The sequence below is a fragment of the Petrocella atlantisensis genome, from assembly GCF_900538275.1.
Taxonomy (GTDB): domain Bacteria; phylum Bacillota; class Clostridia; order Lachnospirales; family Vallitaleaceae; genus Petrocella; species Petrocella atlantisensis.
Map to the genome: position 1 here is coordinate 3,242,003 of NZ_LR130778.1, position 25,505 is coordinate 3,267,507.

At 37.2% G+C, this 25,505-nt stretch carries 23 protein-coding genes and 1 riboswitch; of the genes, 14 read left to right on the plus strand and 9 right to left on the minus strand.

From position 1 onward, the window contains the following. Positions 1-199: 199 nt before the first annotated feature. The 3 genes from hflK (at position 200) to argC (ending at position 3,243) form a co-directional block, all read left to right on the plus strand. Positions 200-1,135: an FtsH protease activity modulator HflK gene (gene hflK, locus PATL70BA_RS14850; RefSeq protein WP_125138114.1), complete on the plus strand. Its 936-nt coding sequence runs from the start codon at positions 200-202 to the stop codon at positions 1,133-1,135. A gap of 1 nt (position 1,136) precedes the next feature. After that, the gene (hflC, locus tag PATL70BA_RS14855; protein ID WP_125138115.1) at positions 1,137-2,162 is read left to right on the plus strand and encodes a protease modulator HflC; all 1,026 of its coding nucleotides are present in this window, start codon (positions 1,137-1,139) and stop codon (positions 2,160-2,162) included. A 127-nt stretch (positions 2,163-2,289) separates the two neighbouring features. Then, complete coding sequence (argC, locus tag PATL70BA_RS14860; RefSeq protein ID WP_197715766.1) at positions 2,290-3,243, plus strand: N-acetyl-gamma-glutamyl-phosphate reductase; 954 nt, start codon at positions 2,290-2,292, stop codon at positions 3,241-3,243. A 19-nt stretch (positions 3,244-3,262) separates the two neighbouring features. On the opposite strand, the gene PATL70BA_RS14865 is transcribed toward argC, so the two are convergent. Beyond that, positions 3,263-4,438, minus strand: a complete 1,176-nt coding sequence (locus PATL70BA_RS14865) for an MFS transporter (protein ID WP_125138116.1) — start codon at positions 4,436-4,438, stop codon at positions 3,263-3,265. A gap of 298 nt (positions 4,439-4,736) precedes the next feature. Between PATL70BA_RS14865 and glgB the strand changes: the two genes are divergently transcribed. After that, positions 4,737-6,923: a 1,4-alpha-glucan branching protein GlgB gene (gene glgB / locus PATL70BA_RS14870; protein ID WP_125138117.1), complete on the plus strand. Its 2,187-nt coding sequence runs from the start codon at positions 4,737-4,739 to the stop codon at positions 6,921-6,923. A 123-nt stretch (positions 6,924-7,046) separates the two neighbouring features. On the opposite strand, the gene PATL70BA_RS14875 is transcribed toward glgB, so the two are convergent. The 4 genes from PATL70BA_RS14875 to PATL70BA_RS14890 are packed head-to-tail and all read right to left on the minus strand — an operon-like array spanning position 7,047 to position 9,856. Beyond that, entirely contained in the window at positions 7,047-8,297 is a 1,251-nt protein-coding gene (locus tag PATL70BA_RS14875) for an FAD-dependent oxidoreductase (RefSeq protein WP_125138118.1), read from the minus strand. Between the two features lie 23 nt (positions 8,298-8,320). Next, positions 8,321-8,878 carry a YeeE/YedE thiosulfate transporter family protein gene (locus PATL70BA_RS14880; RefSeq protein WP_330510046.1) on the minus strand — a complete coding sequence of 186 codons (558 nt, stop codon included), beginning with the start codon at positions 8,876-8,878 and terminating at the stop codon, positions 8,321-8,323. A gap of 41 nt (positions 8,879-8,919) precedes the next feature. Further along, positions 8,920-9,147: a sulfurtransferase TusA family protein gene (locus PATL70BA_RS14885; RefSeq protein ID WP_125138119.1), complete on the minus strand. Its 228-nt coding sequence runs from the start codon at positions 9,145-9,147 to the stop codon at positions 8,920-8,922. A gap of 16 nt (positions 9,148-9,163) precedes the next feature. Continuing rightward, positions 9,164-9,856, minus strand: a complete 693-nt coding sequence (locus tag PATL70BA_RS14890) for a YeeE/YedE thiosulfate transporter family protein (RefSeq protein WP_125138120.1) — start codon at positions 9,854-9,856, stop codon at positions 9,164-9,166. Between the two features lie 250 nt (positions 9,857-10,106). Here PATL70BA_RS14890 and PATL70BA_RS14895 point away from each other — a divergent pair, with 250 nt between their 5' ends. Continuing rightward, on the plus strand, positions 10,107-11,006 hold the full coding sequence (locus PATL70BA_RS14895) for a LysR family transcriptional regulator (RefSeq protein ID WP_125138121.1): 900 nt from the start codon (positions 10,107-10,109) through the stop codon (positions 11,004-11,006). 8 nt (positions 11,007-11,014) lie between these two features. On the opposite strand, the gene PATL70BA_RS14900 is transcribed toward PATL70BA_RS14895, so the two are convergent. Further along, a complete protein-coding gene (locus tag PATL70BA_RS14900; RefSeq protein ID WP_125138122.1) occupies positions 11,015-11,233 on the minus strand; it encodes a sulfurtransferase TusA family protein in 219 nt (72 codons plus the stop codon). Between the two features lie 106 nt (positions 11,234-11,339). Here PATL70BA_RS14900 and rffA point away from each other — a divergent pair, with 106 nt between their 5' ends. From rffA to PATL70BA_RS14925, 5 genes are read left to right on the plus strand one after another with little or no spacing between them, the layout of a single operon-like run. Beyond that, a complete protein-coding gene (rffA, locus tag PATL70BA_RS14905; protein ID WP_172596275.1) occupies positions 11,340-12,476 on the plus strand; it encodes a dTDP-4-amino-4,6-dideoxygalactose transaminase in 1,137 nt (378 codons plus the stop codon). Next, positions 12,473-13,204, plus strand: coding sequence for a glycosyltransferase (locus tag PATL70BA_RS14910; RefSeq protein ID WP_125138124.1), 732 nt, complete (start codon positions 12,473-12,475; stop codon positions 13,202-13,204). The genes rffA and PATL70BA_RS14910 overlap by 4 nt, the downstream gene beginning before the upstream one ends. Continuing rightward, positions 13,205-14,470 (plus strand): ATP-grasp domain-containing protein, encoded by a 1,266-nt coding sequence (locus PATL70BA_RS14915; RefSeq protein ID WP_125138125.1) that lies wholly within the window; start codon positions 13,205-13,207, stop codon positions 14,468-14,470. It abuts the gene before it with no gap. Between the two features lie 32 nt (positions 14,471-14,502). Then, positions 14,503-15,432 (plus strand): ABC transporter substrate-binding protein, encoded by a 930-nt coding sequence (locus PATL70BA_RS14920; protein ID WP_125138126.1) that lies wholly within the window; start codon positions 14,503-14,505, stop codon positions 15,430-15,432. Continuing rightward, a complete protein-coding gene (locus tag PATL70BA_RS14925) occupies positions 15,423-16,205 on the plus strand; it encodes an ABC transporter permease (protein WP_125138127.1) in 783 nt (260 codons plus the stop codon). The genes PATL70BA_RS14920 and PATL70BA_RS14925 overlap by 10 nt, the downstream gene beginning before the upstream one ends. Here the strand turns inward: PATL70BA_RS14925 and PATL70BA_RS14930 are convergent. Then, positions 16,162-17,733: an ArnT family glycosyltransferase gene (locus PATL70BA_RS14930; protein ID WP_125138128.1), complete on the minus strand. Its 1,572-nt coding sequence runs from the start codon at positions 17,731-17,733 to the stop codon at positions 16,162-16,164. The two genes, PATL70BA_RS14925 and PATL70BA_RS14930, sit on opposite strands and share 44 nt — an antisense overlap. Before the next feature lie 230 nt (positions 17,734-17,963). Between PATL70BA_RS14930 and PATL70BA_RS14935 the strand changes: the two genes are divergently transcribed. Beyond that, positions 17,964-18,869 carry a sulfurtransferase gene (locus tag PATL70BA_RS14935; RefSeq protein WP_125138129.1) on the plus strand — a complete coding sequence of 302 codons (906 nt, stop codon included), beginning with the start codon at positions 17,964-17,966 and terminating at the stop codon, positions 18,867-18,869. A gap of 39 nt (positions 18,870-18,908) precedes the next feature. Then, entirely contained in the window at positions 18,909-19,913 is a 1,005-nt protein-coding gene (locus tag PATL70BA_RS14940) for a rhodanese-like domain-containing protein (RefSeq protein WP_125138130.1), read from the plus strand. A 131-nt stretch (positions 19,914-20,044) separates the two neighbouring features. Here PATL70BA_RS14940 and PATL70BA_RS14945 read toward each other — a convergent pair whose 3' ends face one another. Together PATL70BA_RS14945 and PATL70BA_RS14950 are read right to left on the minus strand one after the other, a co-directional pair. Continuing rightward, positions 20,045-22,531, minus strand: coding sequence for an FAD-dependent oxidoreductase (locus tag PATL70BA_RS14945; protein WP_125138131.1), 2,487 nt, complete (start codon positions 22,529-22,531; stop codon positions 20,045-20,047). Positions 22,532-22,677: 146 nt separating this feature from the next. After that, positions 22,678-23,124, minus strand: coding sequence for a nucleoside-diphosphate kinase (locus PATL70BA_RS14950; protein ID WP_125138132.1), 447 nt, complete (start codon positions 23,122-23,124; stop codon positions 22,678-22,680). A gap of 188 nt (positions 23,125-23,312) precedes the next feature. Beyond that, positions 23,313-23,413: riboswitch (purine riboswitch) on the plus strand. Between the two features lie 176 nt (positions 23,414-23,589). On the opposite strand from PATL70BA_RS14950, the gene PATL70BA_RS14955 reads away from it, so the two are divergent. Together PATL70BA_RS14955 and PATL70BA_RS14960 are read left to right on the plus strand one after the other, a co-directional pair. After that, entirely contained in the window at positions 23,590-24,162 is a 573-nt protein-coding gene (locus tag PATL70BA_RS14955; RefSeq protein WP_125138133.1) for a xanthine phosphoribosyltransferase, read from the plus strand. A gap of 179 nt (positions 24,163-24,341) precedes the next feature. Continuing rightward, positions 24,342-25,493 (plus strand): BMP family ABC transporter substrate-binding protein, encoded by a 1,152-nt coding sequence (locus tag PATL70BA_RS14960; RefSeq protein WP_125138134.1) that lies wholly within the window; start codon positions 24,342-24,344, stop codon positions 25,491-25,493. Positions 25,494-25,505 lie beyond the last annotated feature (12 nt).

Consider the following 25,505-nt stretch of genomic DNA (forward strand, 5'->3'; position numbering starts at 1 on the left):
ATTTTAATAAATGACACCGTGATTTATGGTATAGTTAGTAAGTTAAAAGGTTAACTTTTAGATGTAATAATTTGCAAGTAAATTATATTTACCTTTAGACGTAAATATGGTATACTATATAAGTGTTATAATTACATGATTCAAGTTTTTCACAAACCAATTTAACCAAAAAAATATGAAATTATAAAAGGAGGATTATATGAAATCGAGTAAAATCATACTAGCAGCTATAGCAGTCGTTTTTGTTGCTATCGTACTGGTAAGTAGTGTTTATATGCTGGATAATGCAGAAGCAGCAGTTGTACAAAGACTGGGTAAGCTTCATCGTGTTGAAACAAATGCGGGTCTTAACTTTAGGGTGCCCCTGATTGATAGTATCCATATCGTCAATACCAACGAGATCTACTCTCTTCAATACGGTTATCGATCAGAAGGGGAGGCTACGACTACGGAAGCAGCCACTTATAGGAATGTTGAGAATGAGTCTATCGTATTAACCAGCGGTTCCTATTTGATTGACCTTGGCGCGGTTATTCAGTACAGAATTACAGATCCTGCAGCCTATACTTTTGAAGTTGATGATGTAGAAGGTACCGTTAGGTTAGCCTTTGAGAGCGTTCTTAGAAGTAATATTCAGAACCAATTATTAGATGAAGCTTTAATAAACAAAGACAGTATCGCACAGGAAATCATGCCGGACTTAGCACGGAAGATCAACAGTTATAATGTTGGTATCACCATTACAGAAGTTCGTTTGACAGATGTGTTATTGCCAAAAGATGTTCAGTTTGCTTATGATGATGTTAATATTGCAAGTAATGAAAAAGATGCACTAAGGAGTCAAGCAACCCGATATTCTAATGAGATGCTACCAAAAGCAAGAGCAGATGCCTACGAAATGATTCAAGATGCAGAAGCTTACAAAGCTGAAAAAGTGGCTCAAGCACGTGGTGATGTTGAGAACTTCAACCAGGTATATGAACGTTATGCCGTAGCCAAAGATATCACTAGGACAAGGTTATATATTGAAACTATGGAAAAAGTACTTTCTACAGTAGACCAAAAATATGTTATTGATATAGATAATGATAATGTACTCAAATTCTTACCTTTAGATATGAGAGGAGGCGAATAATATGGATCCTAATCAAAATCAAAATGAAACTCAATTTAATCCCAAAGCGGAGTTTGATAAAAATGTGGAGCGTGCCAAAAAAGAAGTGAAAAAAAATATGCGATATGGTATTCTCGGTTTCATTGTTATTCTTGCCATCATCTTTTTAAGCAATTGCTTTTACATTGTAAGGGAAGACGAAGTGGCCACCGTCAGACAACTTGGAGAAATTACACGTATTGTCGTTGACGCGACCAATACGGAAGCACAGTTACAAAATGATTTGGACCCTAGGTTCAAAGATGTTATTGTCGACACTCAAAAGGGTCTAAAGTTTAAGATTCCTTTTATAACAACAGTTGAAAAAGATACAAGTAAACTATTGACCTATTTTTCCAATACGGCCAATATCAACACCCAAGATAAGATCAAATATGATATCAATATGTATGCACAGTGGCGTATAACCCATCCGGGTATATTCAATACTTCACTTGGTACGGTGACAAGAGCCAATTCGAAAATTGATGAAATCACTTATGCAGTGGTCATCGACCGAATCAACAGACTTAACAGCTTGGACTTTCTTGCCAACAAAGATGCTTTATATGACATACTTGAATCGGCAAGACAAGAGTTGAACGTGAATCTAGCCAATCAAGGTATTATGCTCATAGACATTGATGTGTATAGAACGATTTTACCTCCATCGAATATAGCATCAACTTACGAGAAGATGGTTCAGGAGAGGGCTGCGATTGCTCAACAGATTCGTTCAGAAGGTCTTGAGTTCTATCAAAATACAGTAGCAGACACAGATAGAAATGTTGCTGAGATTAATGCAGGTGCCATTCAGGAAACTGAAACCATTAAAGGTCTTGCAGATTCAGAGGCTCTGGAAATCTATGCCAGTGGCTTTAGTAAGGACCCGGAGTTTTATGAGTTCTGGAGAACATTGCGTTCCTATGAAAGAGTCATAGATGCAGATACGGTTATTTATCTAGACCGAAACAACAGTTATCTGGAGTTCTTCTCAGGTGGTCAATAAATCATTAAGAGGCTCAATTTGAGCCTCTTTTATATTTATAGCATTTTGGTATTGTCCTTGAACACATAAAGATGTATAATTATAAATTAAAGAGGTATAATATACAGTAATTTTGAAAGGATCGATTATGAAAAAAATATTTGTAGATGGTTTAACAGGTACAACCGGTCTTGTTATAAATGAAAGGCTGAGTCATTACGATGAAATAGAGATACTACAGATCGATGAACACAAGAAAAAGGACTTGGAGGAAAAAAAGAAATTCCTTAATGCTGCGGACATTGTATTTTTATGTTTGCCGGACCAAGCAGCCAAAGAATCCGTTGCGCTCATTGATAATCCAAATACAAAAGTTATTGATGCCAGTACGGCTCATAGAACACATAAAGATTGGGCGTATGGTATTCCTGAACTGTCAGAGGACCATAGAAAAAGAATCATGACATCTAATAGAGTAGCTAATCCGGGTTGTCATGCATCAGCATTTGCTTTAGCCATGTATCCCTTGGTTAAAGCCGGCATATTAGGAGATGACTATCCGGTTACGGTACATACACTTACGGGTTACAGTGGTGGAGGAAAGGAACTCATAGCAAAATACGAAGATTCAAGTGAGTTCAATCCTTATCACCAAGCGCCAAGACATTACGGTCTTGGTTTGAATCATAAGCATCTTCCTGAGATGAAGCTTCATGCCGGTTTAAGTGAAGAACCTTTATTTAATCCTATTGTGGGCAATTTTTATAAAGGTTTAGTCGCAACCATACCAATCAAAACATCGCTTATGAAAATCAAGAAAACAGGTAGAGAGATACAACAATTCTTAGCGGACTATTATAAGAAATCCTATTTTGTTAGGGTCAATCCTTATGATTCAAATGACAATTTGTTTGACGGTGGTTTTGATGTGACCGGCTCAAATGATACAAATTATTGCGACCTATTTGTATTTGGAAATGATGAGAAAGGAACCATGGTTATCATGTCGAGACTGGATAACTTAGGTAAGGGCGCTTCAGGCGCAGCCCTACAGAACATGAATATTATGCTGGGTCTTGATGAATGGACGCATTTAATATAGGTATGATTAAGGAAAAAGTCTACTCTGTTAGACTTTTTCTTTTTTTGTAATCATGAAGAAAGAGCAAACCAATGTAGATAAGTGCTACTAGAGCAATTAGGTTCATGATATCAAAAAAGCGTTCAATACCAAAATCGTCAATAAGAAATCCGCCAAGTAGACTAGCAACGATTGAAGAGAGTCCAAAGGTCACACCGGCTGCTATGGTTTGAGCACTTGCTAAAAGCCGTGTTGGCGTGATTTTAACCACATAGAGTTTGAAGGAAGCCAAGAACAGACTAAATCCGACACCTTGTAAAATGGCTGTTAATATAGCTTGAGTCGGTGTGGTAGCAATGGTAAGCAGATATACCCTAAAAAAGGTAATAACCCCAACGATTAAGAAGATTTTTAGGGGTGCAATCTTTGAAATGATTCTACGGGCATAGATAAAGCCAAAGATTTCTGTGAAAGCGGCAAAAGCTGCAGATATACCGATATGTGAGGCGTTGCCACCAACATTTTTAAATATATATATGTAGAAATTATTCACGCCCATATGGGTAATAAACAACAACATACTGTAAATTAGAATGGCGATATAGGCTTTGTTTTTCAATAAAGATTTCACATAAATTTTTTCTTTGGTATGCGGTTCCTTGATGGTTTCTGTCTTCGTAAGAAAAGCCATGATCCAAAGAAAACCAGCTGTTATTACATAGGCATATACGATGATATCGTAACCATATTTTATAACAAAACCACCAAAGAATAAGGTCATGATAGCAAATCCAAAAGAAGCCCCGGCACGCATAAACCCATATAGGCTTGAGTCCAGTCCTTTTGTAGATAAGATCCAACTGTCCAGCAAAGATTCGAGAGGCAACCATACAAAGCCAATCAGTGACATAACCATAATCATGGGGAATAAGTGTTTAGCAGCAAATCCAAAACCAATGACAAAAAGAATCAACAGGAAGAGGGCACCTAAAAAGACATATTTAATCTTTGAAGTTTTATCACTGATGAATCCAAGTACATATTGGCCTAAGATTCCGAAAATTGTTGATAATATTATGGTGAGTGCAATGAGTTTACTACTGTAACCAAGGTCTTCCAAATGAGCAATATAGAAAAGACCAAAAGTTCCCCAGGAAAACCACAATAGAAATTGTATAATGGTAAAATTGATTTGAATTCTATGTGTATGCATCATGATCCTTTCTTTTACTTTGAGATATGAGGATATGCTAACTACCTTCAAACAACATTTATCATATAACTAGTTACTGTAAGATGCAAGTGTATTTTCGATAAATATAACATCGAAGCATAGAAATCTTCATCAAATATAAAAGCCAGGTTAACCGCATAAATTAATAGGGGAAAACTATGGTGTATACCTTGTCAATACTAGGCTATAGTGATAAACTGTTACTAGAGTTGTAAATTTTAAGAAGCATAAAAAAAATGCCGCTTGATAAAAAGACAAATAAAGGAAAAGGGTGTTCAATATGGAGAAATATATTAATGAGGTAGAAATGGCAGAAATACTGGGAACCGAACATAGAGACCCTCATCATTTTTTGGGTATGCATCAGCAAGATGGCATTTATTATGTCAATGCATATAAGCCATCTGCTTTTAGAATGGAAGTTCTTGACCTCACCAATCAAAAACAAATAAAAATGACAAGTGTAAATGACAGCGGGATTTTTACAGCAGTTGTAGGTGAGCAACCAATATCCTATAAGCTAAAAATTGTAGAAGGCTCTGGCTATGAGTGGGAAACCTATGATGCATATGCGTTCGAACCGGTTATTCAAGAACTGGATATGTATTTATTTGGTAATGGGACCCACTATGAGATCTACAAAAAGCTAGGTGCCCATCTTATAACCATCGATGGGGTTAGTGGGGTGCATTTTGCTGTGTGGGCTCCCAATGCGAAAAGAGTTAGCGTTATAGGGGATTTTTGCGGTTGGGACGGTCGTGTATACCCACTTAGGAATGTAAGTAATTCCGGCATATATGAGATTTTCATTCCTGGTTTGGAAGAAAATGAAAAATACAAATTTGAAATAAAAACACAAGCCAATTATATTTTGGAAAAATCAGATCCATATGCCAATTATGCTGAGTTTAGACCGAACACTGCTTCGGTTGTAACGAATTTGGAAGGTTATGAATGGCAAGACGATGCTTATAAAGAACGCAAGGCATCTATGAATGTCCTTAATCAACCCATATCCATTTATGAAGTACATCTGGGTTCATGGAAGAAGGCAGAAGGCGAACCCGGCTATATGAATTACAGGGATATTGCTGAGGATTTGATAGGCTATGTCAAAGAGATGGGTTATACGCATATTGAATTAATGCCGATTGCAGAGCATCCATTTGATGGCTCATGGGGCTACCAAGTAACCGGTTATTTTGCACCGACCTCCAGATTCGGAACGCCGAAGGATTTTATGTATTTTGTAGATCGATGTCATCAGAATGATATTGGTGTCATATTAGACTGGGTACCTGCACATTTTCCAAAAGATGCCCACGGTTTAGTTAATTTTGACGGAACGGCTTTATATGAGCATGAAGATCCTAGAAAAGGTGAGCATCCTCACTGGGGTACGATGATTTTTAATTATGGTCGTAATGAAGTTAATAATTTTCTGATTGCCAATGCTTTTTATTGGATTAATGAGTTTCATATTGACGGTTTAAGAGTCGATGCTGTGGCTTCCATGCTTTACTTAGATTATGGAAAAGATTATGGTGAATGGATACCGAACCCTCATGGTGGAAGAGAAAACTATGATGCTATAGATTTCTTTAAGCATCTAAATTCTATACTCTACAAAGACCATCCGGATTTATTAATGATAGCAGAGGAATCCACCTCATGGCCAGGGGTATCTAGGCCAACGAATTATGGCGGTCTTGGTTTTGGTCTGAAATGGAACATGGGTTGGATGAATGACTTTCTACGTTACTTATCTTTTGATCCGATTCACAGACAATACCATCATAATGATTTAACCTTTAGTATGGTCTATGCTTTTACCGAAAATTTTGCATTGGTGCTTTCACATGACGAAGTGGTCCATGGAAAAGGCTCGATGATTAATAAGATGCCCGGCGATTATTGGCAAAAATTCGCCAACCTAAGAGCAGCTTATGGATTTATGTATGTGCATCCCGGTAAAAAGTTGATGTTCATGGGATGTGAGTTTGCCCAATTTGATGAATGGAGTGAAAACAAGAGTCTGGATTGGCATTTGTTAGAATTTGAGAAACATCAACAAATGCAACGGTATGTTAAAGACTTAAATCGTCTTTATTTGGATGAAACAGCCTTATGGTTTGATGATTTTACAAGTGAAGGTTTTGAATGGATTAATTGCATGGATTATGCTACGAGTATTATTTCTTTAGTTAGAAAGAGTAATCAAATAGATGAGACGCTCATAGCGGTAGTGAACTTTACACCTGTACCAAGAACCCTTCATAAGATAGGCGTACCCTATAAAGGTTACTATGAAGAGATTTTTAACTCCGATGACTTTAAGTATGGTGGAAGTGGCGTTATTAATACAGGTACGCTAACCAGCTTTGATGAACGCTATGATGAGCGCGATCAGACACTGAGTATCAAAGTGCCGCCACTTGGCATGACAGTGCTTAAATACAAAGGATGATAATATAAAATTATAAACCCTTTCCTAGAGACTAAAAAAAAGGTTTACCATTTGATATGGTAAACCTTTAATAATAGTGTCATACGCATAACAATAATACGATTGACAAAAAAGAGCTAGGTATTAATGACAGGCATCACAGATTTTTTCTAAACTTTCAATGATTTTTGCAGAATCCAGATGACCGATATAGCGTTCTTTTACTACACCATCGACGGTAAGTACAACGGCAGGGAATTCACCTACATTAAGACGATCGGCTATACCACTTGATTTATAGATATCTACGCGATTCACAATAACACGACCTTCGAAATGATTTTCGATTTTCTCAATCTCAAGTAGAAAATCAATACTTTCTGCTGCAACCGCATTATAGATAAATGTAAGTCCGGGCTTATCTTTTTGAAGGATAACATCATGAAAAGCTTCACTTTCAGCAATGTACTTTTCAGCTGCAAAACCGGCAATAGCACCATCACCAACAGCAGTGGCTACTTGTTTTAGCCATTTGTCACGAACATCACCTGCGGCAAAAACGCCTTCAATATTGGTTTCCATCTTTTCATTGGTAAGAATATAACCGGCTCCGGTCATCTTGATTTGTTCTTTGAAGATTTCAGTATTTGGAAGATAACCGATAAATTCAAAGCAATTGTCACATTTTACCGGAATTTCCTCATCTGTTTTAATGTTTTTAAGTACAACGGTATCAAGATGTCCCTCACCTTCAAACCGTTTAACCGCTGAATTCCATATGAATTCCATTTTTGGATTCTTTAAAGCCGCTTCCTTAGCAATCTCATTACAATCCATTTTACCTTCATGGTGTAGAACAGAGACAATAACTTTTTTGGCAAACTTTGTTAGAAACATACCTTCTTCAATGGCTGCATCACCACTACCAATCACCACAACGGTCTTATCCGTATTAGCAGCGGCATCACAAGTTGCACAGAAAGAAATCCCTTTGTCAAACAGATAGTTTTCTTCGTTTTCAGCTTTTGTGATACGTGGTCGACCGCCGGTAGTTATAATAACGGTTTTGCCAATAAAAGTATTTCTGAAAGTCTCAACCTTTTTCTCTTCGCCGACGAGATCCACAGACTTAACATCGGTAAGCTTGATTTTGACACCCATTTTTTGAGCTTGTGTCTTCATAAGGTTGGTGATATCTTCACCTTTTGGACTATCAGGAAAACCTGGATAGTTTTCCACTTCATTGGTATATGTAGCTAAACCGCCAATTAAAGCTTTTTCTATTAATATTGTTTTTAGTCTTGCTCGACCGGCATAAATAGCTGCGGTTAAACCGGCTGGACCACCACCGATAATGATAACATCATAGTGTTCGACTGTTTTTTCTCTTGCCATGATTTTCCTCCGTTTTAATAGATTTACATAAAGAACTTAACCAGTAATTTACTGCCGATGATGGCTCCGATGAACATAGCAGCGCCAAAAACCCAACCGGATAAAGAGAGTGAAGCAATACCACTAAAAAGCGCACCAATGTTACATCCATAAGCGATTCTGGCACCATAACCCATAAGTGTACCACCAAGAACTGCAGCTATCACTTGCTTCTTAGATTTCAACTTCTTGAGTTTGAATTGAGATGCTAATAGAACAGCAAGTAATGCACCAAGGATAATACCAATATTTCTCCAGGTACCGGAATCATTTATGAATCCGTTGTTCAATGTTGCTTGAGCCCCTGGACTTGAAAAGTAGTACCACTTATCCACGTTGCCACCAAAAGCTTCATAGATCCAAGCACCCCAGTTAGCAAAGACACCGGATACACCCCAAGGATTACCGGTTGTTGCCAACGTAACAATCTGAAACAATGACAGTAATACAGCACCAGTCAAGTATGGCCAAGCAATTCGGAGCCATTTTTTATAAAAATCATTTTCACTTATTTTGACCATCGTATCTTTGAATTGACTCACAATAGACCTCCTAATAGGATATGGAAAGTTGCATTATATCCCTATTTTACTTTTTCAATGATTACTTCCCATTCACCATCGTCAATTTCTTCTACTTCGACATTATGTCCGTCTTCACGTGCCCAGTCAGGTACGTTTTTCATAGCACAACTATGATCGATTTGTACAATTAAGATATCACCGATTTCTAATTCTTTAATTTTATTCTGCGCTTTTACCAATGGAATAGGGCAAGCCTCTCCAAAACAATCTAATATAACTTCTTTCATTTTAAAATCCTCCTATTTAGTGATTTGATTTAGCTTCTTGATATTTTTCTGCTGCTACATAGAGTAAGAATATAATGATGAGTTGTAATACAACGGCACCAAGCCATCCAAAATAGTCCGGTAGAAATATGGCTTTACCCTTAGATATAAAGTGGTATTTCCACCATCCAAAATCATGAGCACCCCATAAGGAGCCGAAGATAAAGAATATTAAGGACAAAAACTGCATTTGAAAACCTTCTCCAAAACGCATAAGTGTTCCGGAAGCACAACCACCAGCAATGACCATACCGATTCCAAAAAGAATAGCACCGGCAATGGTTGCAAAACTAATAGGGACCACATAGCTCATACCAGGAATGGGTAAACCGTTAATAAAGTACCCATATTTTATTGCGGTGAACCCAATGGTGGTAATAGCAAATGCAACTAGAACGGCTCTTGTAACGGTTGTACTGCCGGTTAGATAGGGGTCACGCATAGAAGCTGTAAAACAGAATCTTGAGCGTTGTAGAATATACCCAAAAGCAAGACCGGTTAACAATAACCAGAAGGTTCCATTATCACGTTGATCAAGAAACCATGATAAAGCACCTACAAGTACAATTAATACAATGGCATATGGTAATTGACTTTTTTTAGGTTTTCTTCTAGATGATCCTCTAGCAGAACGACCTGTGACCGTTTCGGTTTTTTCGGTATCACCCATGTCGATACACTCCTTTGTAAATGAATTAGAGAAAAAGATTAATAAAATATTAACAAACATTTATTTAACATCACATGTACAATTCCCATAATCATTCTATCATAAAGATGGATATACTTTATACTCACAATACTTATATAGCATAAGAATTACTTATGGCAAAATAGGGATAAATCCTTTTTTTGATGATGACAACTATTTAACAAAGGTGTATAGTGATATAGAGTAAGCTAAAAAGGAGGTAGGATTTATGCAACTGGATGCATTAAAGTATTTTTTATATGTCGTAGAAGATAGAAGTATCTCTAAAGCGGCTAAAAAAGCACATATATCTCAATCTGCATTAAGTCAGATGATACATAAATTAGAAGAAGACTTAGGTTATGAGTTATTAAACCGTAGCAATAGAGGCGTGACACTAACGCCTATGGGTGAAATCGTTATAAAATATGCCAATAATATCATAAAAAACTTTGACAAAATGATGGTGGATTTAAGTAATCACCAAAAACAACAGAGTAAAATAACAGTCACCGGAACATGGTCCCTTGTGGCTTATTCTCTACCATGTATGATCTACAATGTAAAAAAGAGATTTCCTGAAGTTGAGTTTGACTTGGTCGCAAAAAACTTAGATGAGATTCTATCAGACATCAAAAATGACCTGTCAGACTTGGGGTTTATAGACGTGTATATGGAAGAAGAAGATAATCTTATGTATTACAACATGGGCAAAGAAAAAGTTGTATTAATTGCAAAAAGCGATTATAAGATACCGGATAAGATTACACTTAGTGAGTTGGTGGATGTTGAATTAATCATGTGCACCATCAACAAAAAGACTTGCGAAAATATTGACATATCCCTTAAGCCACTCCATAAAAAGCTGGATAACTTGAACATTATGTTTAAAGCAGACTCATTAACAGCCGTCAAATCATCTATTCTAAATGGTTTTGGCGTCGCTTTTGTTCCCTATGAATCTATAAAGTATGAGTTGTATGAAGAAGCAATCAAGCTGATAGAAGTAGAAGGTCTTAATCTGGATTATGATATATATATGGTGAGTAAGAAAACAAAAGAACTATCCGAAGTGGTTCGTGCATCAAGAGAATATCTGATAGAAGAAGGTAGAAAAAGTTTTTGTTAAGTGGAAGATTATAGCTTGGTTAGGGTGATTTCGTAAACACCATTAATAGGCTCATCAACAGAGATAGAACAAGGTCTATGGGCAAAATATTCTTCAATGGAATCAACAGTACAGCTATGATCAGACACCAACATGAAGCTTTCACCAATTGCCAATTGGTCGAAGCTTTTACGTGCTTTAAGTAATGGAATGGGACAAAAATCACCAAAACAATTTACTTTTTCCATCCAAATCTCCTTTGTTAACCATACTACGGTTGAAAGGTCAAAACTAAGTTTCTATAATAACAACTGTAGCTTTAAGCTGCAAAAAAGTCAAGTGATTGAGGTTCCTATGATTGAATATAAGAAGCCGTATTTATTAGACCAATCCTTGAGATATGTAGAAGACGCCATGCGTTGTTCTAATGGATCAGGAGATGGGAGATATACAGAAGAATGTGAGACATGGATTAAGAACAAGTTAGGTGTGGAACATGTTACTATGACCACATCTTGTTCCCATGCTTTAGAATTAGCTCTACATGTTATAGAACTAGGTCAAGAAGATGAAGTTATATTACCCTCCTATACATATCCTTCCACAGCAAATGCCGTGTTACTGGCTGGCGGAAAAGTTGTTTTTTCACAAGTAGAGCCGAAACATCTAACCTTGGATCCTGCAAAATTGGAAGCCAAGATTACTTCAAAAACAAAGGCCATCATTGTGGTCCACTATGGTGGAATTTGTTGTAAGATGGATGAAATTATGTTCATAGCCAAAAAGCATCATTTGGTGGTCATAGAAGATGGCGCTCAAAGTTTTTTGAGTAAATACAAAGGCCGTTATGCCGGTACACTTGGAGATTTTGCCTGTTTGAGCTTTCATGGTACTAAGGATGTGGTTGCTGGAGAAGGCGGAGCACTATTATTTCATGATGATAGATATGCTGCAAAGGTTACTATGTTTAGACAAAAAGGTACCAATCAGACAGCCTATAAAAAAGGTCTGGTTGACTTCTATGAATGGAAAACAAAAGGTTCCAGCTATGGCCCATCTGACATACTTATGGCTATGCTGTTAGGGCAATTGGAACTCAGTCAAGAAATCATAGAATGTAACAAAAAAACCTTTGAGAACTATGAAAACCATTTTAAGAATAAAAAGTATGAAGGACTAGAAAGCTACAGTAGGCAATCGAACTATGGAAGCCATAATGGTCATTTATTCTATCTCATATTCAAAGAAGTAGAACAAGCTTCTGCCTTTATAACCTATATGGATAAAGAAAAGATTCAAGTATTAACCCATTATATACCTCTTTGCGAAAGTGAAATGGGAAAGAAACTCGTAGGAGAATCACTGGGATATGACATTGAGAAAGATCTGGGTAAAAGGTTGGTAAGGCTGCCTCTTCACCCTGTACTGACTGAAAAACAACAAGCATATATATTGCATCATACGGACTCATTTTTTAGGAGGTTAATATGATTTCTATTGTTATACCGACATATAATCGAGCAGGTCATTTGAAAAATCTATATTTCAAACTGGATGAGGCAATGATTCATATGGGTGAAAGCTATGAGTTAATATTAGTAGACGATGCCAGCAAGGATGACACAGCGGAAGTGATTAGAGAAATCTGTAAAATGAGCCGGCAGGTAAAGGGCGTTATTTTGACGTATAATGTTGGACAACAAAATGCAACCCTTGCCGGCATTCGTCATGCTTCACATGAAGTCGTTGTAACCCTGGATGATGATTTGAAATATGACCCGGCGACCATTAATCAGTTACTTGACGTCTATAATCAAGGTTATGATGTTGTATATGGCATAGTAAAAGAAGTGAAAAGGAAAAAAATCAGAAGGCTTGGAACGGCAGTAAAGGAAATGTTGCTCTTTCTACTTTGCAAAAAACCAAAAGAGGTTCAACTGACCAGTTACAAAGTTATGGGCGGATCAATACTGGATCATATCCGTAGCGACGCGCATGAAAAAGTCTACCTGTCAGCCCGATTATTACAGAAAACAAATAATATCATAAACGTTGAGGTAGCATCTAATAAAGAACATCTAGCAACCACCTATAGTCTTCGTCAACTGATTCGCTTGACCTTTACTATAGTAAAATATTATGGACCTAAGTTGACTCATCAGAATCATCAAAAAGATATGAATAAAAGAACACAGTACGTCATTAAGGAGCTTGTTTAAATGAAATTAATGTGTCTTGGCGCCTCTAGGGCTCAGCTAAGTTGTATAAAAAAAGCAAAAGAGATGGGTATCTCTGTTATTACTTGTGATTATCTTGAAAATGCTGTCGGTCATGATAGCAGCGACTTATCCGTATATGTGAGTACCTTTGATTATAAGAATGTGCTTAAGGCAGCAAGGATTCAGGCCATAGACGGTATCATGACCATGGGAACAGATCAACCGGTATATACAGCAGCATACGTGGCAGAACATCTGGGCTTACCGACTATGATTTCTGAAGAAACAGCCTTTTCAGTAACCAATAAGATTAAAATGAAACAGATTTTTCTTGATTCGAAGATACCAACAGTTGATTATAGAATCTATGAAAAAGGTATACATGAAGATGATTTAGATGATTTGCCCTATCCTGTAGTGGTTAAGCCCATTGATTCTCAAGGTCAAAGAGGCATCTATTATCTAGAAAGTAAAAATGCGGTTATAGAGTATTATGAAAATGTTGTTCAACATAGCAGAGATCGTAGAATTCTTGTTGAAACTTACTACGAACATGATGAGATCACGGTTAGTGGATGGGTTCAAGACGATAATCTAACAGTTCTATCCATAACAGATCGTGTAACCTTTAAAGATAAAGAGCGAATTGGTATTTGCCTATCTCATGAATTTCCTTCAAAACATATGTTTACCCATGGCGATAGAATTATAGAATTATCGTCCCACATCGTAAAAGCTTTTAATATCCATAACGGCCCGATTTATTTTCAACTGATGCTTGGAGCGAAAGGTCTATATGTTAATGAAATAGCTTGTCGCATCGGTGGTGCCTATGAAGGCAGCTTTATTCCTCACATTACCAAATTTGACATTGTGAAGGCACAGATTGAGCAATCATTAAATCAATCATTAAATCAATCATTAAATCAAGATAAAGTGGATATCAAGCCATTGAATTATCAAGTTTTAGAGAATAAAGCATTTTTATCCGTACAATTATTTTTCTGCAAACCATGTATAATTCACCATATGCCTTCAGAAAAAGAGATTATGGAATTGGAAGGCGTCCTTGAAGTGGGTTTTAATTATAAGACTGGGGATCAGGTTCAACCTATAGAAAATGCAACAGCAAGAATCGGCTATGTGATTGTAGAAGGTCCGTCTAAAAAGGAACTGGAAAAACGTTTGATAAAACTATATGAAAAACTGACGATTCTTGATGAACATGGGGTGAATCAAATCATCCATAGAAAAATAAAGGGATAAGAATACAGGAATAACAATGAAGGGGTAGTCTAATGAAAAAATTAATGGTTATCATTTTAAGCATTATTATGGGGTTGAGTGGTTGTAATCATCAAACATCGGATGAAATTGTTATTGCAGAGCAATATGGATTGGCATATGCGCCGCTTCAAATCATGAAAGTAAAAGGTTTCCTAGAAGATGAATTAAAAGGTGATACAGTTGTAAAATGGGTTAAGTTAGCAAATACTGCAGCCATTAGAGAGGCCATGCTTTCAGATCAACTGGATGTTGGGTTTATGGGTATTCCGCCATTCCTAATAGGTGTTGATCAGGAGATGCCATGGAAGATAATGACAGGCTTATCACAGAGTCCTGTTGGCTTAATAACGGATCATCCCTCCATCAATAATCTAGAAGACCTCATTTATAAAGGTCAGATAGCACTACCGCAACCTGGTAGCATTCAACATATATTATTGGCTATGGCCTTAAAAGATCAAATAGGGGAAAGTGATCTACTGGATCAACAATTGATTGCTATGAACCATCCGGAAGGTTATCAAGCACTAATAGGCGAGACCCAAGTCATTGCACAATTTACCACACCACCTTATTTATTTGATGGCTTAAAGACAAACGGTATTCATATGATACTCAGTGGTGAAGAAGCAATGGGAGCACCCTTTACCTTTATCGTAGGGGTTTGCCAAGAAAATTTTTATGAAGAAGAAGCATCCTATAAAAGCTTTCTTAGAGCATTAGACCGCGCCTATATATTTATGGAGGATGAGAAAAGTGAGACTTTAGCCATTCTTTCAGAAAGTTACGGTTTGGAGGAAGATATTCTAGAAAGCTATCTGTATGAAATGGATATGGTATATGACAGAGAAGTGTTAGGTGTGGAGCGCTTCATAGCTTTTATGAGGGAAGAAGGGTATATAAGTAAAGATATAAGACAGGATGATGTGTTATGGGATTGAAGAAGCCATTAGATAAAGTTAATCAGCATATGTTAAAAGGTTTGTGGGTCATTATTGGATTGGTCTTATGGGAAGTGATTGTAAGGCTTCAATGGGTGAACCCATTACTTATGCCTTCTCTTACAAAGATAATAAAAAAGCTACTTGGTGAGATTATTCATGGAAGCCTATTATTACAGGCGTTTCAGTCTGTTATGTTGATATTCTTAGCTTTACTTTTAGGTCTAGTGATTGCATTGATTATGGCATACTTGGATTATTTCAGTGAAATATATAGAAGTCTTTTTGAATGGCTGGCTTCCGCATTAAATCCGCTACCGGGAGTAGCCTTGTTGCCCATCGTTATTATGTGGACCGGTGTAGGGCTTAAAGCAGTATTTGCCATTATTATGCATGGTGTGGTATGGTCTCTGTATTTGAATATTAAAACCGGCTTCAATGAAGTAGACGATGCTTATATTGAGGTGGCGAAAAACCATGGTGCGAGTCATTGGCAGATGTTTCATTATGTTTTATTACCCAATAGCATTCAAGCAACGATAACAGGACTGCGAATAGGGTGGTCGAGAGGTTGGCGTGCACTCATTAGTGCAGAAATGATTTTTGGTGCCATCAGTACCATAGGTGGAATTGGTTGGTATTTGTACGAAAGAAGATCTTTTATGGACAGTGCCGGTATGTATGCCGGTGTTGTATTGGTCGTATTAATTGGGCTTTTGGTGGAACAATTTATTTTTGATCGGTGGCTGGTAAATCTATATGATAAACAATGACCTTCCAAGGATAGTCACCCATATACCGTATAATTCTAGTACCATAATAAGCATCTTCAAAAGTATGTAGGGGTGTACCGTAATTTGACAAAATCTCTTCAAGTTCATGGTAATACCCTTCATCCGAGCCATAGAGGATCTGCCACTGTGGATTGCGGTGAATATAATCATAAGATTCATAATAAATGATGGTATCGATGTTTCGATCTCTTATATAAGTTTCCAGAGACAGGTCTTCTAAATAGGCAAGATTCCTAATATCATAGAAAACATAATCCTTAAAAACAAAGCCGCTACTTAGATTACCCAGAATGATAGCCTCTTTCGGAAGATGGTTCTGGAGTTCTTTTTCGTAGCGGTTATAGTCCGCTAACTTAACACTATCAAATTCATGGACATTCATGGATATATTTATAATGATAAGAACTAGAATAATCCCATAAGACCAACGCGGCTTAATAAACGCCGAAGACATAAGTTCAAACAGCAGAATGCTTAGGGGGAACATAACAAAAAGTATGGAGGTTGGGTTATAACGACCGATGATGAAAAGACTAAGTAGAAACCCAAGGGTCATAGTAAGACCGTCTCTATAGTATGTAACAGTGCTTTTTTGAGGATACTTATAGGAGGTTATTAATAGGATGATGGATATGAAGATAACGACACTGCCTAGAATGAGTAAATACCTTAGATCAGGAAGATAGTAAGTGCCACTATTTTGGGTATATAGTTTGAGGAAGAATTCTATAAAATGTTTAAATCTTATAAAAGGGTCAGCATTAACACCTAAAGTGGCCCCAAAGTTCCAGTAGTCCTTAAAAAAATCAGGATTCCCAATCAGGCTTATTAAGGTATATAAAATGGCAAAGAAAGATAGAATGAAACCATAGAGGACCACCAAACGGTACTTAATAACATGAAAGATACCATCAGATAGAATTATAGGAAAGAGCATAACAGCGACAATAAAAGCGTTGGGGTGTATGCCAATACTTATGCCGGATAGGATCCCTACAACCCATATTTTTGTAACAGGTGTAAGCTTAGAAGTCCTATACAACACATACAACAAGGTTAATATAGCAAAAAGGATAATTTCCTGTCTTGCAAAGTGACTGGCATAAATAAATTGAATGTTCAAAGAGAAAAAGATGAGACATAAAGTATTCATAATAGGGCTAGTAAAGCGACGGTGTAAGTAGATATGCATCATAATCAAAATCAGAGTACCGGCTAAGAGACTGATGAAGCGAACACTAAAAAGGTCATAACCGAAAAAATGAATAAAAGGTATCTGAACGAGATGAAATAGACTTTTAATGGCATGGGCTTGTCGTGGCATAAGATCAAAAAAAGGTTCAGTTACAAAAATGGACCGAGCTTTCATATAGGTCATAGACAAACCGGCTAACCATGTTTCATCAGAATGAACCAATGGATAGATCGTTAGAGTACTCAAATGGAATAAAAAGAAAGAAGCTATATAAAAATAGGAGAACAAACGAGAATATTTTTGTGTTGTCATGGTAGATACCCTTTCAGCATAAGTTGATTTTTCACTTCGATTATATCACAGGACTACCTTCTTAGCTCCTAAATAATAGCCATCATAATTTCCGATAAAGCATTCGAATTACTTATAACATAAAATCTAAGGAATGATTTATAATAATAAACAGAGTGAAAGAACGTTGATGTATAATTCCCAAGATTGTATAATAATTAACAATCTTTCATTTAATAGGAGGTAAGGTTATGACAATCACCGCAAGAAGACTGATTGCAATCGTAGGAACCTTCATTTTGATGATGTCTTTTGTAGGATGTAATAAGACATCTTATGATCAAAATGAAAACATTATTGAGGCCAACCTTTTAAAGGAAAGGCTTTCAGATGTGGAGACCATTGTAATTGATGCCAGGAGTCAAGAAGATTATGAGAAGGGCCATATGGTTGGAGCAATTCATCTGGCACCGGAAGCATTAACAGTGTCAGAACCGGTACCCGGTTTGATTGCACCTCTAGAAACTGTTGAAGCGGTTCTAAGTTCAAAAGGCATTAAAAATGATTCAAAGATTTATATCTATGATAACAAGGAAGGCATCTATGCAGCAAGACTTTGGTGGGTGTTAAAAATTCACGGTCATCAAGATGTAAAAGTTATCAACAACGGTGAAAAAGCTATAGTACAAAATGGTTTTGAGTTAACATTGGATGTACCGGAAATCACACCAAGTACGTATCAAGCAGCACCAATGGATGAAAGCATGATTGCTACGATGGAAGATGTGCTTCGTGTCGTAGAAGGCGAATCAGAGGGTGTCATTATTGATACAAGAAGCATGGCAGAATATGATGAAGGTGCCGTTCCGGGTGCGATATTATTTCCTCATACAAAGAACCTCTATACAGACGGAAGTTTCAAGTCTCCAAGAGATGTTTATCTAGATTATAATGATCTTGGTATTAAAAGAGAGGATGCTGTTATTGTATATTGTAAATCTTCTGTACGAGCGACACAGACAGCACTATTGCTTAAAGAGGCTGGTTTTACAGATGTTAAAGTCTACGATGGTGCATGGCTAGAATGGTCAACAAAAGACACGCCTAAGACAGAGAAAAGTGAAGAAGTAGTTCCATCAACACAAGATGCATCATAATTTTACAACAAAAATATTATATAAAAAGTGGAGGTTATTATGAAAGTATTGAACAAATTAATAATGATGTTATTGGTATTGGCTATGGTTGTTAGTTTAGGTGCCTGCGGTGCGAAAACAGAAGAAGCAGAGACAATGGATCTAACACCGGATGCGACAGTCGAAACAGAAGTGGCAGAAGTTGAAACAGATGACGCTGCAGTAGAAACAGAAGAAGTTGAGAGTACAACAAGTATAGATGAAATCGCCATAGCATATTTTGAGAATATGCCTGAGCACATCTACAAAATTGATCAAAAAGAAATGGTTGAACGTGTTGTAGCCGGTGATGAAATGGTTATCGTAGATATTCGTTCAGCAGCTGATTACGAAGCAGGTCATTTGAAAGGTGCTGTTAATGTGCCTTGGGGACCAGCTATAGGCGAACAATTAACTATGATTCCTCAAGATAAAGAAGTCATGATTTATTGTTATACAGGCCAAACAGCAGGACAAGCGGTTATGACATTAAATGCAGCCGGTATCAATGCAAGAAGTGTTAATCTTGGTTGGAATCTTGGGTTATCAAAAGTTGAAGGCATTGAAGGCGTTACAGAAACAGATGTTAATACTTTTGGAAGTGAAACTTACGAGGTTGATCCAGTTGTTGAAGAAGCGATTAAAGCTTATTACAACGGACTTGCTGATGTAGCAGACAGTGTATTTAAGAATTATAAGATTTCTGAAGCGGATTTGGCAGCTATGATAGAAAACGAAGAAGATTTTTACCTTATTTCTAACAGAAGTGCGGAAGATTTTGCAAAAGGTCATATTCAAGGAGCTGTGAATATTCCTTTTAATAAAGAATTAATGAGTAACATCAGTGATGTTCCTAAAGATAAGAAAATAGTTGTATATTGCTATTCTGGCCAAACAGCTGGTCAAACAACGGCAGCTATGAGACTTATGGGTTATGATATTGTATCACTTAATGGTGGTGCAGGTGTTGCGGCTAATCCTGATATGGGTTGGATTAACAAAGGTTATGCGTTAGTCACAGAATAAAGAGTAACGATAATAGAATACAAAAAGCTCCTACTTATAAAAGTGGGAGCTTTTTTTGACTTATTATACCTTAATCATACAAGATTATAGGTTCAAAACTAAGTTTCACTAATTCACATACTGACCATTCATTAAATAAATAAGTTGTGGTTGGATTCTTCTGTAGCGCCAAGATAAGCCGCCACACCACCATATTCTACACCATCAATTAACTCTTCTGCTTTAATACCCATGATGTCCATGGACATGGTACAAGCAACAAACTTGACACCGGAAGCCATGGCTGAAGCGATAAGTTCATCCATTGTATTAACATTTTTGGAAGACATAACATGGTGCATAAGGGAAGTGCCGAGACCACCCATATTCATCTTGCTAAGCTTTAGTTTACTTGTGCCTCTAGGCATCATTTTGCCAAACATGGTATCGATAAGTGATTTCTTAACCTGTACCTTGTCATGCTTTCTAAGAATATTGAGGCCCCAGAAAGTAAAGAATAATGTAACATCTTTTCCCATTGCTGCCGCTCCATTGGCGATGATCATAGAAGCCAAAGCCTTGTCAAGGTCGCCACTGAAGATGACCATAGTACTGCCGTTTCCACCAGATGAACCTGATTTGTTTAATTTCATACCGCCTTTTGCCACATAAGCGACATAGACTTTATCTTCTTTATCAGATTTTATAAATGTATTACCTGTTTTTTTACACCAAGCTTTTGCATCAACGACAAAACCCGGATCGGTAGCTGTAACCTTAAGTATATCCCCGTCTGTGAGTCCGGTGATTGTTTGATTCAGCTTCATGATAGGGCCGGGGCATTGAAGTCCACATGCATCCAAGAGGATTGCGTCACTTAGCTTAGAACTGGTGATGGTTGTATTGATATTTTTTTCGGGTGCACCATCATCATTTAGGTTTTGGTCTTTAAAGTCAATGACACAATTAGGATTGGTGTAATCTTTACCAAAATATTTGTAGAGATTATAACCACCGATTAAGTTCTTAACCGTATAACCGGCTTGTTGAAGAATCCTAGAAGCAAGGTAACCACGAATACCAACAGCACAGTATACGACGATGGTTTTATCTTTTGAAAGTGTATGCATTTGGTCCCGTAGATCATTAATTGGAATATGTAGGGCACCATCAATGATACCTAGTTCAACTTCAATGTCTTCACGTACATCTAATAAGATATTTTGACTCGGGTCAAGTTTGTCAATATCCCGCCATAAGTAAACATCCTGATCTTTATTGAGTATGTTCTCAGCCGCATAGCCAATCATATTGACAGGATCTTTTGCAGAAGAGTAAGGTGGTGCATAAGCAAGTTCAAGCCTTTGTAAGTCATAGACAGTAGCGCCAAAACGCATAACACTGGCGATAACATCGATGCGTTTCTCAATGCCGTCAACCCCAACATTTTGTGCACCTAATATTTTACCGTCTAAGTCAAAGATTACTTTTAGGGTCATAGGAAAACTACCGGGATAATAGCCGGCGTGAGACTTGGGTTGGATGACGGTCATCATGTAATCACTACCGTATTTTTTTCCGGCACTTATAAGTGACTTTTCATTAATACCGGTTGTCGCTACAGTTAAATCAAATATTTTGGCCACACTGGTACCTTGACTACCTTCATAAATGGAATCACGACCACATATGTTATCTGCAACAATACGACCTTGTTTATTAGCAGGTCCGGCCAGAGGAATCATGGTCTTAGAATTGGTAACATAATCGTCTACTTCAATAACATCACCTAAAGCATAAATGGATGGAACAGAAGTACGAAGATGTTGATCGACGACAATACCACCTCTTGCATTGACTTCTAAGCCGGCTGCTTTGGCGAGTTCACTATTTGGGGAGATACCAATACTTAGGATAACCATATCCGCATCAATCTTAGTACCATCTTGTAGGGAAACAGTTGTAACACCTTTGTCGTAGTGGAAGTCTTTAACACCATTTTTTAAGTACAGATGCACACCCATGGAAGATAAATGGCTATGCACCAATTGAGCCAACTCAAAGTCCAGTGGTGCCATGACCTGATCGGCCATCTCCACAAGGGTAACTTCAATACCAAGATCATGAAGATTCTCAACCATTTCTATACCAATGAAGCCACCGCCTATGACAGTCGCTTTCTTAATACCATGCTCCGTTACATAAGATTTGATTCTATCGGTATCCGGTATATTCCATAGTGAAAAGATATTGTTACTTTTAATACCGGGAATAGGCGGCTTTATAGGTGTTGAACCGGTGGAAAGTACCAATTCATCATAAGATTCCTCATATTTTGTCGAGGTCTTGATATCCAAAACGGTTACGGTTTTTCTTGCAGGATCAATAGCGATGACTTCGTTTTCTGTACGGATGTCGATGTTAAATCGTGTTTGCATAGCCTCAGGTGTTTGTACCATGAGATCATCCCGGTCTTTTATGGTGCCACCGATATAGTAGGGTAAACCACAATTGGCATAGGAGATATAAGCACCTCTCTCAAAAATAATGATTTGTACATTTTCATCTAAGCGTCTGAGTCGCGCAGCTGTTGTTGCACCGCCGGCTACACCGCCAACAATTAAAACTTTCTTATCCATAAATAACCTCTTTCTTTGATTGATAAATATTTAACCAATAAGCATAAATTTATTAAATCATATATTCTGATAATATGATATATCAAACAAATTTTTTTGTCAAGAATTTTATTTTGACATATGAACGCTATTAGTAAATGCGTCCCTTAATACAAAGTGGCTTTAAACCATAAGTTTTTTTCTTTATTGTAGGCATCCTGACTATCACTGGCATGGATTAAGTTCATACTAGGCATATTTTGATCTAAGACAGGAATCCCATAGTCATGTCGGATGGTACCCGGTTTAGCACGATCGGGACGATAGTGGCCAATGAGCTCTCTTGCGATGGTGATGCCATCATCAGAATCATGGCCTAAAATCATAGGTATGGTAGGCTTACCAACAAAGGCAATTTTAAGCCAGTCCTTAAAGCCTTCGCCTTCTCTAAGAATTACTTCTTTATAATGCTCTTTGATCAATCTGTAATCTACAACACGATAATGAATATGCTCAATCTTGAATCCGGCTTTTAGAAACCGTCCGGTAATCTGATCGACTAGACCTCTTTCAAGTGCATCCGGTTTTAGAATGATAAATGTTTTTGAACTCATCTTGAAGCCTCCTAATTTTGTGTATGTGTTTTTTTAATTGTAACACTAATGGGCGTTTATTCAAAGACCTGTGAAATCTTTTTATGATATCAGAAGATACTTCATATATGGGATGCTTTAAGAGCTAAAAGCTAGATATAACTTGACTTTTAGCCGTTATTATAATAAAATAGCATGGACATGAAAATGAAAAATGACATGCAATAACTCGTATAATTCAGCAATATGGGCTGAAAGTTTCTACAAACTACCGTAAATAGTTATAGCTATGAGTTCCTAAATGATACAAGAGTATCGCTTATTTCTGGCACTCGCCAAAAGAGATGATATCTGTTGTGGTATTTATTGAACTCTGCTTATGCAGAGTTTTTGTTGTTTTAAGGGAAGGTCTACTTTAGCCCTAATTATAAGAATGTTTCATTTTATGGTCACCAGTATAGAAATATATCAGAGCAGGAGAATAAAATGGACTTACTTAAACAACGTATTATAGAAGAAGGTAGAACCATAGGAGAAGAGATTATTAAAGTCGATTCCTTTCTGAATCATCAGATTGATGTAGGGCTATTCGTAGAAATGGGCAAAGAGTTTAGAAGGCTATTTGATAGTAAAAAAATCACAAAACTTCTAACCATAGAAGCATCCGGCATAGCCATTGCCTCCATTGCAGCCTTGGAATTTGGTGTTCCTGTTGTATTTGCTAAAAAAGCACAGTCCAGAAATCTGGATAAGGAAATCTACACAAGTAAAGTCTATTCATTTACGAAACAGATCACCTATGATGTTATGGTTTCAAAAAAATACTTATCCAGTGATGATCATGTACTTATATTAGATGATTTTCTAGCAAATGGTAAGGCGGCTCTTGGTTTAATTGACATTGCAAGACAAGCAGGGGCAACTGTTGAAGGTGTTGGTATTGTCATTGAAAAAGGCTTTCAATCCGGCGGAAAATTATTAAGAGAACAAGGCATTAAAGTTGAATCCTTAGCCATCATTGACCGTATTAAAGACGGAAAAGTTACTTTTTTGAATTAAAGACTAGAAAAGTATGAAAAACCCAATGCATAAGGATGGCCATAAACATAAACCATCTTATTGTATACATATAGTACAAGTATTAGAAAAGGAGGTAGGCATAAAATATTTATTTAGTGGTAACAGTTTTAGGGGGCATTAAAAAAACAGAAAGCATATTATTTAATAGGAGGAAAAAAATGAAAAAAATATTAGCATTACTTATGGTATTCACACTGATTTTGTCACTTGCTGCATGTGGAAAAACACCAACTGAGGAAACTTATGGTGAGACAGAAGCAACAACAGAAACAGAAACAGAAGCTACAGAGGGCACGGACACAGAAGCAGAAATGACTGAAGACGTTACGGTTGGTTTTATCTATGTTGGACCAATTGGCGATGGTGGATGGACATATGCTCATGATCAAGGACGTTTGTATTTAGAAGAGCAGTTGGGTGTAAAAACGATCTACAAAGAATCTGTTCCTGAAACTCAAGATGTTGAACAAGAAATGCGTAACATGATTGACCAAGGTGCAACGGTTATATTTGCAACCAGTTTTGGTTATATGGATTTTATGGAAAAAGTTTCTGCTGAATTCCCGGAAGTTGCATTTTTACACTGTTCAGGTTATAAAACAACAGACAATATGGCAAATTACTTTGGAAGAATCTATCAAGCAAGATACTTATCCGGTATTGTTGCAGGTATGAAAACTGAAACCAATAAAATTGGCTATGTAGCAGCTTTCCCAATTCCTGAAGTTATTCGTGGTATCAACGCATTCACACTTGGTGCTCAGTCTATTAATCCGGATGTTGAAGTAGAAGTTGTTTGGACATCCACATGGTATGATCCAGCAAAAGAAAAAGAAGCGGCTATTGCAGCACTTGATAATGGTGCAGATGTCATTGCTCAACATCAAGATACAGCAGGTCCACAACAAGCGGCTGAAGAGCGCGGATTATGGTCTGTTGGTTACAACACAGACATGAGTGCAATGGCACCAAAAGCATATATGACAGCTCCTGTTTGGAACTGGGGACCTTATTATGTAGAGCAAGTTCAAGCAGTTATTGATGGTACTTTCGCTTCTCACGCTTACTGGGGTGGTATGGAAGACGGTATCGTAGCACTTGCGCCATTAACTGAGAATGCACCGGAAGGCGCTCAGGAAGCAGTTGACGCTGCAACCGCTCAAATCCTTGACGGATCTGAACTTGTATTTGATGGTCCTTTGACCAATCAAGCTGGCGAAGTAGTCGTTGCTGAAGGCGCCGCTATGACAGATGGCGAGATGCTAAACATGATGTGGTTTGTTGAAGGCGTTATTGGTAATATAGAATAAAATATAAAGTCA

Bases quoted from the DNA above. Each gene is read 5' to 3' on its own strand.
- hflK (WP_125138114.1), top strand. From the start codon at position 200: ATGAAATCGAGTAAAATCATACTAGCAGCTATAGCAGTCGTTTTTGTT.
- hflC (WP_125138115.1), top strand. From the start codon at position 1,137: ATGGATCCTAATCAAAATCAAAATGAAACTCAATTTAATCCCAAAGCG.
- argC (WP_197715766.1), top strand. From the start codon at position 2,290: ATGAAAAAAATATTTGTAGATGGTTTAACAGGTACAACCGGTCTTGTT.
- PATL70BA_RS14865 (WP_125138116.1), bottom strand. From the start codon at position 4,438: ATGATGCATACACATAGAATTCAAATCAATTTTACCATTATACAATTT.
- glgB (WP_125138117.1), top strand. From the start codon at position 4,737: ATGGAGAAATATATTAATGAGGTAGAAATGGCAGAAATACTGGGAACC.
- PATL70BA_RS14875 (WP_125138118.1), bottom strand. From the start codon at position 8,297: ATGGCAAGAGAAAAAACAGTCGAACACTATGATGTTATCATTATCGGT.
- PATL70BA_RS14885 (WP_125138119.1), bottom strand. From the start codon at position 9,147: ATGAAAGAAGTTATATTAGATTGTTTTGGAGAGGCTTGCCCTATTCCA.
- PATL70BA_RS14890 (WP_125138120.1), bottom strand. From the start codon at position 9,856: ATGGGTGATACCGAAAAAACCGAAACGGTCACAGGTCGTTCTGCTAGA.
- PATL70BA_RS14895 (WP_125138121.1), top strand. From the start codon at position 10,107: ATGCAACTGGATGCATTAAAGTATTTTTTATATGTCGTAGAAGATAGA.
- PATL70BA_RS14900 (WP_125138122.1), bottom strand. From the start codon at position 11,233: ATGGAAAAAGTAAATTGTTTTGGTGATTTTTGTCCCATTCCATTACTT.
- rffA (WP_172596275.1), top strand. From the start codon at position 11,340: ATGATTGAATATAAGAAGCCGTATTTATTAGACCAATCCTTGAGATAT.
- PATL70BA_RS14910 (WP_125138124.1), top strand. From the start codon at position 12,473: ATGATTTCTATTGTTATACCGACATATAATCGAGCAGGTCATTTGAAA.
- PATL70BA_RS14915 (WP_125138125.1), top strand. From the start codon at position 13,205: ATGAAATTAATGTGTCTTGGCGCCTCTAGGGCTCAGCTAAGTTGTATA.
- PATL70BA_RS14920 (WP_125138126.1), top strand. From the start codon at position 14,503: ATGAAAAAATTAATGGTTATCATTTTAAGCATTATTATGGGGTTGAGT.
- PATL70BA_RS14925 (WP_125138127.1), top strand. From the start codon at position 15,423: ATGGGATTGAAGAAGCCATTAGATAAAGTTAATCAGCATATGTTAAAA.
- PATL70BA_RS14930 (WP_125138128.1), bottom strand. From the start codon at position 17,733: ATGACAACACAAAAATATTCTCGTTTGTTCTCCTATTTTTATATAGCT.
- PATL70BA_RS14935 (WP_125138129.1), top strand. From the start codon at position 17,964: ATGACAATCACCGCAAGAAGACTGATTGCAATCGTAGGAACCTTCATT.
- PATL70BA_RS14940 (WP_125138130.1), top strand. From the start codon at position 18,909: ATGAAAGTATTGAACAAATTAATAATGATGTTATTGGTATTGGCTATG.
- PATL70BA_RS14945 (WP_125138131.1), bottom strand. From the start codon at position 22,531: ATGGATAAGAAAGTTTTAATTGTTGGCGGTGTAGCCGGCGGTGCAACA.
- PATL70BA_RS14950 (WP_125138132.1), bottom strand. From the start codon at position 23,124: ATGAGTTCAAAAACATTTATCATTCTAAAACCGGATGCACTTGAAAGA.
- PATL70BA_RS14955 (WP_125138133.1), top strand. From the start codon at position 23,590: ATGGACTTACTTAAACAACGTATTATAGAAGAAGGTAGAACCATAGGA.
- PATL70BA_RS14960 (WP_125138134.1), top strand. From the start codon at position 24,342: ATGAAAAAAATATTAGCATTACTTATGGTATTCACACTGATTTTGTCA.